Genomic DNA, 15,759 nt, shown 5'->3' with positions numbered 1-15,759 from the left:
TAATCATAATATTAAATCAACTATTTAATTCTAAACCAATCAAAATCAACATATCCTCCTGGATTTTTAGTTGCATAATTAAATAATCCAAAACGATAGCCCATGAAATGCGGAAGTGTATAAGGTAGGTTTATCGTGTTTCCAATAGGAGTCCATTTTTTTTCATCAAGACTGTAATAAAACCGTCCTTTATCTGCTCTGTTTTTAAAATCACATGCTGCTTTAAAATATACTTTGTCCTGATTTAAAGGAACACTTTCAATTTCTTTTGGAATGTCTTGTGCGGCATCAATCATTACAATTTTTTTAGAACCGTTTTCAATTTTAACAGCAATCAAACCATATTGTTTTTGTAATAAAGAAAGTCCGGCAAGATCTCCTTCTTTCATTTTAGAAACATCAACAAGTGTCGTTGTGGAACTTTCTGGTCCAAAAGTTCTTTGAGTTAAGGTATTTTTGGCTTGAACAAAACTGCTGTCTATTCTTGATGTTTTTAATCTTAAATAGCCTTTTCGCTCTGTAACCGACCAAAGTGAATTATCCGGATTATGGTTCCATTGCCAAACCAAAGGCAAAGCTGCATCTCCTTTTTTACGATTAAATTCATCAGAATTTACAATTCCCGGAATTAATCCTTTGCTAGGTGGTAAATCTAAATATTCCGGAACTTTCCCATTTTCGCCTAAAATTGGCCAACCATTTTCCCATTTAACGGGAATTAAATAAGGAATTCGACCAACGCCTCCATTATCTTTAAATAAATACGAAAACCATCTGCCATCCGGAGTATCTATAAGTCCGCCTTGAGCCACACCCTGATCTTGTAATCCCACTTTTCCTTCCCAAGGACCATTGATGTTATCGGCACGATGGATAACTACAGTTCGCATTCCGCCACGCGGCCAACAAATATTAAATAAATAGTACTTTCCGTTTATTTTAAAAAGTTGAGAACCTTCAGAATTTAGCATAATGTTATTTCCAGCAGGTGCGCTGGCATTTTCAATCAAGACTCTTTTCGTTTCTTCTTTTACACCTGAAAGGTCTTTGTTTAGCTCTATAATTTCAAGTTTTCCTGCTCCCCAAACCAGATACACTTTTCCATCATCATCAAAAAGAATAGAATGATCATGGTAAGAACTGTTTAAAACTATTTTTTTCCAAGATCCTTTTTCGATATCTTTTGTTGAATAAATATAGGTTTTGCCTGTTGTTCCTGAAAAAGTACTTACATAATAAATTCCGTTTTGGTAGCGCAAACAACTAGCCCAAGAACCTCTGCCATAATCATTTTTACCGTTTTCTAAATTGAGTCTATCGTTATTATCTTCTAATGTTTCATAGGCATAATTAACCAGTTTCCAATTGACTAAATCAGTCGATTTCATAATGGGTACTCCTGGATTCACGTGCATTGTGGTACTGCTCATATAATACGTATCTCCTACTCTTATCATAGACATATCCGGAACATCAGCATAAATAATTGGATTTTGTGCTTTTTTTTCTTGTGCAAAAGCGACCATTTGGATAATTATAAGCAGACATGAGAAGATAAACCTGTTCTTATGTATCATTGGATAAAAGATTTAAATTGAATTAATTATTACTCGATTTTTTTAACGCCATCAGTAGTTTGTATTACTTTTTGAATCGTTCCGTCCTCATTATAATACATATAATCTACACAAACAGAGCGTCTGTAACTACCTCCAGTTGGTAAAGTTCCGTTATGGTAAAAGAAATACGATTTTCCTTTATAGTCAATGATACCTGGATGAGTAGTAAAACTGTTAGGTACATTTTCCTGAATAATTCCTTGGTACGTCCAAGGTCCTGTAATGCTTGTTGCTGTACAATACTCTATCATTTCTGGTTTTGTACCAGCACTAGCATATACTAAATAATACAGGCCTTTTCTTTTGTAAACCCAAGGTCCTTCTATATAATTTTTTGGTTTGAAAGTAGTAATGGAACCGTCTATTTCAGTCATATTCTCTTTCAATTTCACCCACTTACAACTTCCGTTACCCCAAAACATGTAGGCCTGCCCGTCATCATCCACAAATACGGTAGGATCAATATCATCCCATGCGTGAGGTAAATCTTTAGTCATTTCGTTAATAACAAGTGCTTTTCCTATGGCATCTTTGAAAGGCCCTGTAGGCGTATCTGAAACAGCAACTCCTATGGCAGCTCCACCGCCACTAACATCATCTTTTTCGTGAAAGGTAGAGACAAACCAGTAAAATTTACCATTTCGCTCGATACATTGAGCGGCATAAGCATCTCCTGTAGCCCAAGAAAAAGTACTTGGAGAAAGCGGTGCTCCGTGATCTTTCCACGTGGCCATATCAGTTGTTGAAAATACGTGCCAATCGGCCATTTTATAATTGGTATCTGCTTCTGTTGCTACATCATGACCAGTATATAGAAACAAAGTATCGTTATGTACAATCGGAGAAGGGTCTGCAGTAAAAATGTGTTTTATAATTGGATTTTGGGCTGTCATTTCAATCATTGGCAAACAACAAAATGCCAATACAATCTTAGTTTTCAATTTCATATTTATAGTTATTTTAGGTTGGTTATAATAGTTATTACTTAACGGTATTTATTTTATTCTTTTGTTAACACTACTTTCTTCGCTGAATATTTAATTGTTTTACTAACAGTTTCTTTTTCTGAAATCCATTTAATATTCATCGTATAAGTTCTTATTTGATTTTTATAATTTCCTTTTTGGTCATCAATAGTTAACACTTGACTCTTTTCGTTCCAAATTATAGGAATTTCAATGTGTTCTCCTTTTTCATAATTGTAATTATCCCCTTCGTCATCATACAATGTAAAAGTTGCATCCTTACCCGTATAAATTCGGATTTCAAGTTCATCTTGCTTCTCTTGAGTACTTTGAATTACTTTTTCCATTGGTACAATAGAACCTTCTTTTACAAAAATCGGAATTTGATCTAATGGTGCTGGCGTTGCAATTGTTTGTCCACCTTCAAATCGTTTTCCTGTCCAGAAATCATACCAAGTGGTTTGCTTTGGTAAATACACATTCCAGTTAGTAACATTAGCCTCAGTCACTGGTGCTACCAGAAATGCTTTTCCAAACATATATTCATAAGCTTGACTTACCGCCTTGGTATCACCATTAAAATCCATTAACAATGGTCGCATCAAAGTAGAATTATTACTGGAAATCTGCCAAGCTTCAGAATAGATATAAGGCATCAATTGATATCTTAGATTCATCATAGACCTCATATTATTTTCCACAGTTTCTCCATATTTCCAAGGTTCCGTTTCCGTTTGATAGCCATGCATACGGAATATTGGATTGAAAACAGCCCATTGAAACCAACGCATCAATATTTCGTGATACTTTTCGTCTTTATATTGTCCTGGACCTGGACGGAAAAAGCCTCCAATATCAGTGGTCCAATAGGGCATTCCGGTAAGATTATAATTCAATCCCGCCACTATTTGACGTTTATAAGTATCCCAATCCCAGCCAATATCTCCTGACCAATTGATTGTACCAAAACGTTGTTGCCCTAAAAATGCCGAACGGGTCAGGGTAACGACTCTTTTGTCTGGATTCGTGTTTCTTTGTCCTTCATACACCGCTTTGCTTACAAATAATGGATACGTCAAACGGTAAAAATCACCTAAACCAAAAAAGGTTTGTTTGCCTTTTAATGCATCATTTTCAGGTTCCGTTGCATCCATCCACCAAGAATCCACACCAAGAACAAACAGATTTTTGTCGAGTGCATTCCAATGTGTTTTTTGGGCTTCCGGATTATAAATATCAATCCAAGGACTATTCGGGATGAATAAGTTTTTTGCCAAATAAGGTTTTGCAATTTCAGATTCTTTATTCAAATTTTCCCAAACAGAAATAGAAAAATGAGTGTTCAAATCGTGCAATTCTTTGATGAATCTTTCCGGTTTAGGATAATGAGTTTCATCAAATTTTGGAACTCCCCAACCGTATTTGCCCCAATATTGCCAATCCTGAACAATGACATCTACTGGTAAATTACGCTTTCTAAATTCTTTGATAGTAGAAACCAAATGCTCTCCAGAAGTATATCGTTCGCGGCATTGCCAAAAACCGAAAGCCCATTTCGGCAACATAGGTACATTTCCTGAAAGATTTCGGTAATTCGCTATAATTTCATCCGTATTTTTCCCTGCAAAAACCACATAATCCAGTGATTTGGCATTGGGAGAATTAAAAACAGTTTCATTATTTGATAATTTTAAACCAAGTGTCGGTGTATTACTCGATTTACAAACAACTTTTACGGAATGTTCTCCTGCTTTCAAATTCACTAATTTACTCACCGCCGGCGGAAGCCATAAATTAGATTGATTAATAACATCTATATCATCAATCAAAACCAAATGGCGGCTGTCCATATCTCCCAGATCAAGCATTACAGAGTATTTTCCGTCTTTTGCTACTGAAAAACTACCCGTATAAATGGATTGCTGTTGGGAAACTCTTTGTGTTCCAGAAGTAGTTGTTACTTCAACTTCACGTTTTTCGCCATCTTTTATATCATTTTTAACCAAAGGAATATTTTGGTTACTCGGATTAAAATTAGTCAAACCATATTGATGCCATAATAAACCATAGCCTTTATTAGAAACTAAAAATGGAATGGCAATTTGTGTATTGACTTGAATTAACTTTCTAGTAGTATTTTTTAAATTGTAAAAACCATCCTGAAATTGTCCTAATCCAAACAAATATTCATCTTGAGGCGATTCAAATCCTTGTTCAGCTACAAAACAAGATTCTCCCATAATGGTATTTGGTTTCAATGACCTTGTATTAGCTTTTTCGCTAAGGAATACTTTTCCAGATTTATCCAAATACTGAATTACTGTAGTTTTTTTATCGAATGTAACCGTAATTTCTTTTGTTGAAAGTTTTAAATCATTGGCACTTTCTTTTAATTTGAAAATTGGTGTTTTTGGTTTATTTATTAAAACAAACTCCTGCGCTTCTTTTGCATTTCCAATTTGATATTGCACTCGTATGGAATTATCAGTAAGAGGAATTATATTTAAAATTCCTTCCGATAAATCTATAGACAATCCTTCTTTCGTTAAAGTGTGCTTTTTATACTGCTGGGCACTAATTGAAGTAGCCAGCACGCTTAAAAACAATATATATAGCAATATTTTCATTCAGATTTATCGTTAATATTAATTTCGAATTGGATTTAAAGAAACTACAAAACCACCTCTACGGAGTAATTTTACTTCAATAGTATTTGTTTTATCAACTACCATTACTTGTGAATTAAAATCCTTATCGTGCTTACCATCAGCAATGATAACGGCGCGATAACTCATCCCTTCTTTCAAAAAGTCCAACTTGATTTTCTTTGTTTTTTCTTGACGTTCTGAGGCACTAATACCTCCAATATACCAAGTATCCCCTTTTTGGCGCGCTATGGTAACTTCTTGTCCCGGATAACCATCAATAAGTTTTGTGTTATCCCAAGCTGTAGGTACCTCTTTCAAAAAAGTCTTGGCTTCATCCGGAAGTTCATAATAGCCTTCTGGTCTGTCTGCCAAATGTTGCAATGGAGACTCAAAAATTACGGAAAGCGCCAATTCATGTCCATAAGAAGTATGATGCGGAAATTGGGAATTTGTAAATGTAACAGGCGTATAATCCATCGCTCCGACAACATTTCTTGTAAAAGGCAAAATAGTGTTATGCTCTGGTGCGGTAACACTAAATTCCGGTCCGTTATTATACCATTCGGCTCCACGTACTGCTTCGTAAGTCATTAAATTAGGATAGGTTCGAGACCAACCACGAGGTACGATACATCCGTGAAAATAAACCATCATTTCAAATTGAGCGGCATCTTCCAAAATATCAAGATAGTATTGTATCATGTTTTGTTTTTCGCTTTCAAAAAAATCAATTTTGACTCCAGCAACACCTAACTTTTTCAATTTTGTAAATTCTTCCACTCGATTTTCATGGGTAAGCATACGGTTTTTTGGAGTAGAAGAGACCCAAGTGTGATCTCCTCCGGAATTATACCACATCAAGGGTTTTATACCTTTAGAATGGATGTATTTCAAGGCATCTTCAAGATTCCCGCCATTTGTCATTCCATCCCATTCCCAATCTAAAAGCGTATAAGGCCAATCCATTTTTACTGCCAAATCAGTAAAATCGCAAACAATTTTATAATCTTTGGTGCCGTGGTTACTCGACCAATAATTCCAGGATACTTTTCCTGGTTTCACCCAATCCGTATTTTTAAAATTTGTGGGAGTTGATACATCTTCAACCAAAGTGCTTTCTACAATATCGGCTAAACTTCCAATAGTAATGACCCTCCAAGGCGATTGCCATGGTAGTAAAATACTCGGATTTGATTCACCGGTTCCTCTACCATCTCTGGGATCAGGAAAAGTAAGTTTATATGTATTTACATCCTGCGTATTACTTAATTTTGTTCCACAATAATTGCGGTCTAAATCAGCTTCGTGGAGCAAATACCAACACGATTTGTCAACGGAATTGAATAAGGCAGGATAGCACCACTCTTGTTGCAATATTTTATCTTCACTAGAAGCAGCATACAAACCTTCATTGGCCGGATTCCATTTTTCTAACCATCGCGTACTTTTATTTGGAATTTCATATGCGGTAAATTCATCTTTTAAACTATAAGTTCCTTTTTTTTCGGGAAATTCATATCGAAAAGTAATTCCGTCATTATAAGCTCTAATGATAAGATTTAATTTAGCTTTACTTGGATTTTCAAATGAGACCACCACTTCATTGGCTTCATTATCACGCACTGCTTTTTTGCCGAAAGGAAGTTCATAGTGCTCCTTTATCATTTTTGATTTACTTGCCTTTAAAAAAAGAAGTTCTTTCGAAAAATCCTGATCATTTCGAGACAATCCAAGATGTACTTTTGGAAGAATTTCAGATGTATTTTTATCTGCATTGTGGGATACTTTCAGATACCATTCGCCTCTATTACCAGCATTCATAGAGAACAATTCCACCGTATTTTTTTTATTTGGGGATTGTAATTTTAATTGCTGGGAAAAAGCCGGAAGTATTCCAAACAAAAATCCAATAAATACATATATTTTGAATTTCATACTCTTACTTAATTTTAGTTATTTCAAGCATTTTTGCTGCATATCGTTTCCCTAATATTCTATACCCTTCAGCCGTAAAATGCAGATTATCTTTAGCATCAGGAATTCCACTTGAAGAAATCACATAAGAATTTGGAATGACTTCTGGCAAAGTAGCAATGATTGTATTCATACTGGCACAAATACCTCCTTGATCGGCATGAACAACTTCTCCGGCTAGTAAAGGCGTAGATTCCGCTTGAAGATTTAAATCTTTCAATAAATTGTCATACACTAATTTTACTTTTTTTGGCCAAAGCACATCTCCGGTATTTGATTCACCCTGATGCAATAATATTCCTTTTATTACACCTGTTTTTTGAGCAATTTTAGCCATTTCTACTAATCTGGCATAAGGATTTCCATCATACTGTGACACCGTATTTTTTAACCAATCTGGCGATGTACTTACATAGGATTCATAATTATCTTTGTCAAAAAGTTCAATTTTACAACCACCAACAGCTACATTGATAACACCTACTGTTACATCATCAGGCAAATTAGCTATCATTTCTCTTCCAAAATAATCGGATGGAGTCAATCCTGTAGTACAACGACTTAAAGGTGGAACTGCAGTGTACCACTCTCCCTTTTTTCTTTTCAAATTATCACAATTGACTGCTTCTAAAACCTGAAATCTTTTATCAACTACAGTATCTTGTGGTTCAAACTTAGCATTACCTTCCATATTAGATTGTCCAAAACACAGATAAACATAAAATTTAGGATTTTGTCCAAATGTATTTGATACACAAAATAATACTGATACTAGAAACAGTGCTTTAAATTTATTTTTCATATTGTTCTATTTTTAGATTTTGGATATAATAATTTATTTAGTCACAAATGTGTACGTTTTCCCTTTTACAGTAGCTATATCGACCAAAATTGTTGGTTTTAATTCCAATGGTTTAATGTTATATTCTTTAGATATAATGGGCTCTGCCGTTTCATTTACAAAATAAAAAGGATTCGGATTTTCTCCTTTTGCAATTACCAAATCAACTCCGGACTTTTCTTTCATATCATTTGGCAAACGCAATCTTAGATTTCCTCCTAAAGTTGATTTCACTGCTAAATTAATAAGTTTTCCATCTTTCCATTCCATATTGACAATCTCAAAACCACCTCTGGCGCGTATTCCACTAATGCTTCCATTTTTCCATACATCAGGTAATGCAGGAAGCAAGTGAATGGCTCCATCCGAGCTTTGAACCAGCATTTCCGTAATTCCGGAAGTGCATCCAAAATTCCCATCAATTTGGAAAGGTGGATGTGCGTCAAATAAATTATTATAAGTACCACCACCTCCTTTGTTTACCCCTAGAGGAGTGAGTTGATTTTTAATCAATGAATAAGCGTGATTTCCATCTTGCAATTTTGCCCACCAATTTATTTTCCATCCCATACTCCAACCTGTAGATACATCGCCGCGTTGCAATAATGTGTTTTTTGAAGCCGCAAATAATTCAGGCGTTTTGTATGCCGATATTTGATTGGATGGAAATAATCCATATAAATGAGACACATGGCGGTGATTGTCTTTTGGATCATCAATATCATCCAGCCATTCTTGAAGTTGGTTGTATTTTCCAATGTGCATTGGTGCCAATTGGCTAAGCATTTGCTTTAAAGTAGCAATCAAAGTAGCATCTTCATTTAAGATTTGTGCAGTACGAATGGTTGTATTAAAAACATCATTCACAATTTGAGTGTCCATTGTGGTTCCGGCATCTAGTGAAGAACCATTATGCGCTTGTGGTGCATTCTCCGGAGAATTCCCAGGATTGACTACCAACCAATTGTATTTAGGTTGTTTTACGAGAAAATCGACATAAAACAAAGCAGCCCCTTTCAAAACTGGATATATGGATGCCAAAAATTCTTTGTCACCTGTATAAAGATAATGTTCCCATAAATGCTGACTGACCCATCCGCCACCTGCGGTCCACAAACCCCAAAAAGCACCATCTACAGCTCCTGTTGCACGCCAAATATCGGTATTGTGGTGTGCCATCCAACCTCTCGCACCATACATTGTTTTGGCAGTCTCTTTTCCAGTTTCAGATAAATCTTTAACCATTTGTAAAAAAGGCTCGTGCAATTCGGAAAGATTGGTTTTCTCGGCCGGCCAATAATTCATTTCGGCATTGATATTAATCGTGTATTTACTATCCCATGCCGGATTAAGACTATTATTCCAAATTCCTTGCAAATTAGCAGGTTGACCTCCTGGTTGAGAAGACGAAATCAATAAATAGCGACCATACTGATAATATAGTGCTACAAATTGAGGATCATTGGTATTTCTAAAATTTTTCAAACGTTCATCTGTTGGCAAATTGGCTTCTGGAGTCGTTCCTAAATCCAATTTTACCCGATTGAAATATTTTTGATACGCAGCAATATGTGCTTTTTTAAGTGATGCATACGATTTCCCAGAAGCTTTATTCAAATAATCCAAAGCGCGTTGGTTTTCATTTCCACTGACATCCTGATAATTCTTAAAATTAGTAGCAATTGATATCAATAATGTAGCTGAGTTTGCTCCTTTAACGCTAAGTGAATTTTCGGTTTGCTCCAGTTTTCCTTTATCTAATTGAATACGAGTGATACCTTTAAATTTAATTATACTTGCCACCCCCTCATGGTCACTGGTAGTTCCTGAAATTTCTAAATCTTTAGAATTATTTACTGCAAAATTTTTGATTTTATGAGGCGAAGTATAATCGGCAGTAAATGAAATACTCCCTTTTTTACTTGCCGTAAGATGTATAACAATAACTCTATCTGCAAAAGATACAAAAGCCTCTCTGGTATAGGTTACACCATCAACAACATAAGTAGTTTTTGATATGGCATTGCCAATATCCAATTCCCTTCTATAATCAGAAAAGTTTTCCAGTCCTTCAAAAGTCAAATTCAAATTCCCCACGGTTTGAAACGTTTGACCATGGGACTTTTTAGAAATAAAAGCTTCGTTAGCTAATTTTTCCGCTTCTTTGTGTTTGCCTTTAAAAATTAATTTTTGAATTTCTGGTAATGCAGCCAAAGCAGCTGGATTATCATTTCTGTTAGGTCCTCCACTCCAAACGGTATTTTCATTCAACTGAATAATTTCATGAGCAACATTCCCATAAACCATAGCTCCCAAAAATCCATTACCAATTGGCAAAGCATTTTCCCAAATTTGACCAGATGGTTGGTTGTACCAAAGCTTAAAATTATTGTTCTCTTGTGCATAATCTAAACATTGTACTAAAAGCAAAGCTATAATGAATATTTTTCTCATAAAATATTTAATTTATTCTTTAAAACTAATGACTAAATAATATGTGTTCATTTTACATTTAAAAAAAAGTCTAAAAAAATTCATAGAAAAAATATCTATGAATTTTTAAATTATAATCTAACTAAATTAAAAGCCGAGAGTAACCAGCTCTCGACTTTTTAAAAACCAAAAAATACTAATTAAAACACACATTTTTTAAATAATATTAATACCAATAGGAAAATAGATGGAAATGTTTTTCCATATTAATATTAATAAATTAACTTAATTAATTGTAGCCTGGATTTTGGTAAGCAGCTTTCTCTGCATCCGTCATAATCATAGCATCAATTTGATTTTGCGGAATTGGTCTCAGGTATAAATAATTAGAAATTGTTCTATTAACCGCTATAGGTGTATGATCTCCTTTATCGGCACCACATATTTCATATGAAGAGGCTAATTCTCCCCATTTTTGAGTACGAACTAAATCAAACCAACGGTATCCTTCAGCATAATACTCACGAGAACGCTCTGCTAAAACATAATTTATTGTAATTGTTGCTGGAGTGGCAGCAGTCATTGCAGCACTATTATCAACAACTTTAGCTACATTTCCATTGTTATCAAATCTCCATTTTCCAGCACGCGCTCTGATTACATTAATTAACTCTCTAGCTGTTTTACCTACTTGTGTAGTAGCACCTTTTACAGCAGCTTCAGCGGCAATGAAATAGAATTCAGAAAATTTAGCAATATTAAATGGACGTGTTGATCCTGCATTAGGTTGTCCTAAACCTCCATTATTATCAGTACGATATGGTCCTAATTTCCATAATCCTGGGTATGCTTTTCTACTTACACCACGTGGTGAAATAACATAATCTGATCTTCCGGGTAAAGTACCAGCACCTATATTACTATCTCCTCCATTTCCTGGTGCAGGATAAGTTATAGCTGTAGATGGTTCATCATTTAAGAAAGTTAAAACTGCATCTCCAGGAATAATTGGTAAATTATTTGCGTTATTAATACTGGTATTTGTTAAACCAGCTTTAGGCCAGTTTGCACGATAAACAGTTGTAAAAGTTCCATCATAACGAGAATCATTTATTTTATCTGCAAAAGTATTCTCAATAACGCCTATTGTAGGACACATACGAGTCCATGGTCTTCCAAGGTGTTGTTCTGCTTCACGTTGAACAGTACTTATTCCTGAACTTCTTAATTCAGTATAATTCCATGTCATCATCCAACCTGCAAAATTATCAGGTGCACCACCACTTCCATAGGTCAAACTTGAACCATTAAAAAGTTCACTTGTTTCTGTATGATCTGCATACAAGATAATTTCACTATTACGATCATTCGATCCTAAATTTACATCATAATAAGTTGGCTGTAAAGCAAACGGACCTGGATTATTAATACCTTCTACAGCTACATCATAAGCCTGTTGAAAATACCAAGCTGCATCGTGTCCATCAGGGTCAACTCTATTTGTTTCTGGATAGGTTGGGATATTATTAGGATTTTGTAACCACCAAGCGTATGTTAAATAGGCTTTTGACAAATATAATCTAGCAGCCGATTTAGTTAAAGCCCCAGTTACACGTGGTGTTGCTGGTAAATCATTAATTGCCTTAATTAAATCAGGAAAAACAGCTTTAGTATACACATCAGGTACAGTATTACGAACAGAAGAACGAGATGGACTTATATTAAATTTAAGGTCACCTGATCCTAAATCCAAAGGAACCCCTCCGTAAGTTTGTACTAATAAAAAATAATCAAAAGCTCTAAAGAATCTTGCTTCTGCAATTAATGATTCTGATACACCTACTTCTCCACCATTTTCAATAATACCACTAGCTGTATTAATATTGGAAAAAACAGTACCCCAAAGTATTCCTGTTGGATAACTTGTAGGAGTCAAAGACCCAGCACCGGACAAATCCATATCTTTAAAATTACCATCAGCACTTTGTGCATATGTAGCTTCGTCTGTTCCTGTTATAAGTGAATTATAATAGTATGCCTGACCATATAAATTTCTTAAGTTAAAATACAAGGATGTCAATCCTCCATTTACCCCTTTTTCTGTTTTAAAATATTCAGGAGTAAAAGTAGCGCGTGGTTTTTCATCCAAAACATCAGAACAACTGATTGCAAACAAAGCCATAAAGACTGTAGACGCGAAATAAGTTTTAAATTGTATCTTTTTCATTACCTTGATTTTTTAGAATGTTAAATTAAGACCAAATACGTAATTTTTTGTAGATGGCGTATTAGCCCCAATAGTCAAAATACGACTTAAATTGTTACTAAGAGGTACTGCAGCATTTTCATTACCCATTGAATTAGCTTCTGGATCCATACCTGATTCTTTATGATAATCAGAAAAGAATACAAATGGATTTTGGACTGTACAATACAAACGTAATTTTTGTATTCCCAAATTCTCAATTAATTCTCTTTTAAAATTATAACCAAGAGTAATTGTTCTAATTTTTAAATATGATCCATTAAAATACCCCAATGTTGAACCATATTTTGGGTTATCTCCACTCTGAATCCCTCCTGGTGCTGGGTATTTTGCATCTGTATTATCAGGCGTCCAATAATCAACCTTAACATTAGCTCTTCGCCCAGTCAATAAATTTAAATACCCCCCTGAACCGTATAAAGAACTATTTATCAATCCTCCACTTCTAAATACACCTATAGCACTTAAATCAAAACCTTTGAAACTTAAACGAGTATTAAATCCTCCAACAAATTTTGGATCAGTATTAATAATCTGACGATCTGCTGCCCCAATTTGTCTGGTTGGAGTTCCATCTTCATTAAAATCCCCTGTATATAATACCTTAATCATTCCCACATTCCCCCCTGGTTCAAACTTAGTAAGATTAGCATCATCAGTTTGCCACAAACCAATTTTTTTATAATCATAAATTGAATTAATAGAGTGACCTACAAACCACCAGTTTCCTTCATCCCTGTCTTGTCCAGATGCTAAAGAAGTAATTCTATTTTTGTTGGCAGATAAATTCACTCCTAACTCCCAATTAAGACCATCTTTATTATTTAATATAACACCATTAAGTGCTACCTCAAACCCTTTATTTTGAGTCGATCCTATATTGGCAGTATAAGATCCAACACCAGCTGTTGGTGGTAAACTTACCCCTAATAAAAGATCATTAGTTTTGGTATCATAATATTCTATAGTTCCGGATAAACGATTGTTTAAAAAACCAAAATCTAAACCGTAATTCCAAGTTTGCGAAAATTCCCAGCCTAAATCTGGACTAGGTAATCTGTTTACGTAATACCCTGTTGAATAGTTAGTATCACCAAAGTTATATTTTACCGGTGCCAAACTTCCTAAAGTTTGATAAGGATCTACCGATTGATTGGAAGTTTCTCCATACCCAACTCTAATTTTTAATGCATCAATCACATCTAATTTATTCATAAAAGATTCATTTTTAATATTCCATCCAGCGGAAACAGCAGGGTAAGTATGCCATTTATGACCTGGAGCTAATCTTGAAGAACCATCTGAACGTACAGTAGCAGTAAGCATATAACGATTATCAAAAGTATACATTGCTCTGGCCATATAGGATCTCAAACCACTTTGACTATATGCACCATCATTAGCTACTAAATCACCATTTGCATTTCTTAAATTATAAAATTGAAAATCATCTGAAGCAATATCTTTAGCTGAAAAACTCGAACTATTGAAATTGTATTTTTCATTGGAATATAATGCCACGAAATTAAAATTATGTTTCTCCTCAAAAGTTCTGTCATATGTCAATAAGTTCTCAAGTATCCAACTTGTGTTTATTGAACTATTTACATTAGCAGTAGAAACTGTAGTTTCATTTACTGCAAAAACGCCTTCACCTGTATAATTACCTCCAAAATTCGCACGGAAATTCAATCCAAGATTAGCACGATATTTTAAACCTGTAATCCCCGGTATCTTTACTTCACCAAAAACATTATTATAAGAACCGAAAGCTCTTGTTTGATCAATGTATTTATCTCCTAATCCTTCTATAACTTCTTTTGTAGTAACAAATGCATCATCTGCTCCCATGTGAATAACCCTTTTTAAGGTACCGTCATCATTATAAGGATTTGAAATTGGAGAATTACTTAAAACTCCACCAACACCTAATCCATTCCCATTATTTACCGAATAATTATTATTTGATGAAAAACCAAATTTAAACCTTCCAATTTCTTGATTCAAAGAACCATTTAATGTTATACGCTCATAATTCTGCCCAGGAATAACAGCTTCATCCTTATAATATCCAACACCAAAATTATAGGCCCCTAATTCCGTACCACCAGAAACTGCCAAATCATGACTCATCACAACACCAGTGGTATATAATAATTTCTGCCAATTGGTATCCACGTCATCAAACTCATCTGTTCCATTGGAATACTTATTAGCTATTGCACGTAATTTCACAAAATCTTCTCCATTCATCATTGGATATTCTCCAAAAACTCGTTTAAGACCATAATATTGATTGTATGTAAACTGTGCTCTTTGCCCTTTTTTTCCTGTTATTGAAGTTACCAAAATAACCCCATTAGCTCCTCTTGAACCATAGATTGCAGTAGCAGAAGCATCTTTCAAAATATCAATACTTTTTATATTATTAGGATTAATATCAGTCAAATTTCCTGCAAAAGGAACTCCATCCAATACAACTAGCGGATCATTACTAGCTGTCAAGGAACGTGTTCCACGAATTCTAATTTGCATATTTGCGCCTGGTTTTGTATTTGTTTGAGAAATATCAACACCTGTCAACCTTCCTTGCAAAGCTTGAGAGATATTTGTCGACGGAATTTCTCGCAGTTCATCTGAACTCATTGAGACAACAGATCCCGTAACAGCTTCTTTACGTTGAGTCCCATAACCTATTACTACTACTTCCTGCAAAGCATTCGAATTTTCCTCTAAAACAACATTAATCTTAGTTTGACCATTTACTTTGACTTCTTTAGTTTCTAAACCCACAAAACTAAAAACCAGTATACCTCCAGAAGGTACATCTTTAATGGAGTATGCTCCATCAAAATTTGTCATCACTCCTGTATTGGTCCCTTTGATTAAAACATTTGCCCCCGGAATAGGACCATTTGCATCAGAGACAACTCCAGAAACTGTTGATTGAGCATTAGCCCCAACAGAAAACAAAAACATCAAAACAAGAAAACTCAAATGTTTTATATGTTTT

Annotated in this window: 8 protein-coding genes; all 8 read right to left on the bottom strand. The window is 34.7% G+C overall.

Annotated features, from left to right (window positions below; all coding sequences use genetic code 11):
* Positions 1-20: 20 nt before the first annotated feature.
* The 8 genes from AC4FRF_RS04765 to AC4FRF_RS04730 all read right to left on the bottom strand — a co-directional run bounded on the left by AC4FRF_RS04765 (position 21) and on the right by AC4FRF_RS04730 (position 15,743).
* Entirely contained in the window at positions 21-1,577 is a 1,557-nt protein-coding gene (locus AC4FRF_RS04765) for a glycoside hydrolase family 43 protein (RefSeq protein WP_491158336.1), read from the bottom strand.
* A gap of 29 nt (positions 1,578-1,606) precedes the next feature.
* Complete coding sequence (locus AC4FRF_RS04760; protein WP_439228357.1) at positions 1,607-2,566, bottom strand: glycoside hydrolase family 43 protein; 960 nt, start codon at positions 2,564-2,566, stop codon at positions 1,607-1,609.
* Positions 2,567-2,619: 53 nt separating this feature from the next.
* On the bottom strand, positions 2,620-5,211 hold the full coding sequence (locus AC4FRF_RS04755; RefSeq protein WP_491158335.1) for a glycoside hydrolase family 31 protein: 2,592 nt from the start codon (positions 5,209-5,211) through the stop codon (positions 2,620-2,622).
* Positions 5,212-5,229: 18 nt separating this feature from the next.
* Positions 5,230-7,167 (bottom strand): glycoside hydrolase family 97 protein, encoded by a 1,938-nt coding sequence (locus AC4FRF_RS04750; protein WP_491158334.1) that lies wholly within the window; start codon positions 7,165-7,167, stop codon positions 5,230-5,232.
* A 4-nt stretch (positions 7,168-7,171) separates the two neighbouring features.
* The gene (locus tag AC4FRF_RS04745) at positions 7,172-8,008 is read right to left on the bottom strand and encodes a sialate O-acetylesterase (RefSeq protein ID WP_491158333.1); all 837 of its coding nucleotides are present in this window, start codon (positions 8,006-8,008) and stop codon (positions 7,172-7,174) included.
* Positions 8,009-8,041: 33 nt separating this feature from the next.
* Positions 8,042-10,501: a glycoside hydrolase family 95 protein gene (locus AC4FRF_RS04740; RefSeq protein WP_491158332.1), complete on the bottom strand. Its 2,460-nt coding sequence runs from the start codon at positions 10,499-10,501 to the stop codon at positions 8,042-8,044.
* A gap of 268 nt (positions 10,502-10,769) precedes the next feature.
* The gene (locus AC4FRF_RS04735) at positions 10,770-12,707 is read right to left on the bottom strand and encodes a RagB/SusD family nutrient uptake outer membrane protein (protein ID WP_491158331.1); all 1,938 of its coding nucleotides are present in this window, start codon (positions 12,705-12,707) and stop codon (positions 10,770-10,772) included.
* 12 nt (positions 12,708-12,719) lie between these two features.
* Positions 12,720-15,743 (bottom strand): SusC/RagA family TonB-linked outer membrane protein, encoded by a 3,024-nt coding sequence (locus AC4FRF_RS04730; RefSeq protein WP_491158330.1) that lies wholly within the window; start codon positions 15,741-15,743, stop codon positions 12,720-12,722.
* Between the last annotated feature and the right edge of the window lie 16 nt (positions 15,744-15,759).

The organism is Flavobacterium sp. ST-158, from assembly GCF_058309975.1.
This window is presented reverse-complemented; position numbering and strand designations above follow the sequence as displayed.

Bases quoted from the DNA above. Each gene is read 5' to 3' on its own strand.
- AC4FRF_RS04765 (WP_491158336.1), bottom strand. From the start codon at position 1,577: ATGATACATAAGAACAGGTTTATCTTCTCATGTCTGCTTATAATTATC.
- AC4FRF_RS04745 (WP_491158333.1), bottom strand. From the start codon at position 8,008: ATGAAAAATAAATTTAAAGCACTGTTTCTAGTATCAGTATTATTTTGT.
- AC4FRF_RS04740 (WP_491158332.1), bottom strand. From the start codon at position 10,501: ATGAGAAAAATATTCATTATAGCTTTGCTTTTAGTACAATGTTTAGAT.
- AC4FRF_RS04735 (WP_491158331.1), bottom strand. From the start codon at position 12,707: ATGAAAAAGATACAATTTAAAACTTATTTCGCGTCTACAGTCTTTATG.
- AC4FRF_RS04750 (WP_491158334.1), bottom strand. From the start codon at position 7,167: ATGAAATTCAAAATATATGTATTTATTGGATTTTTGTTTGGAATACTT.
- AC4FRF_RS04760 (WP_439228357.1), bottom strand. From the start codon at position 2,566: ATGAAATTGAAAACTAAGATTGTATTGGCATTTTGTTGTTTGCCAATG.
- AC4FRF_RS04755 (WP_491158335.1), bottom strand. From the start codon at position 5,211: ATGAAAATATTGCTATATATATTGTTTTTAAGCGTGCTGGCTACTTCA.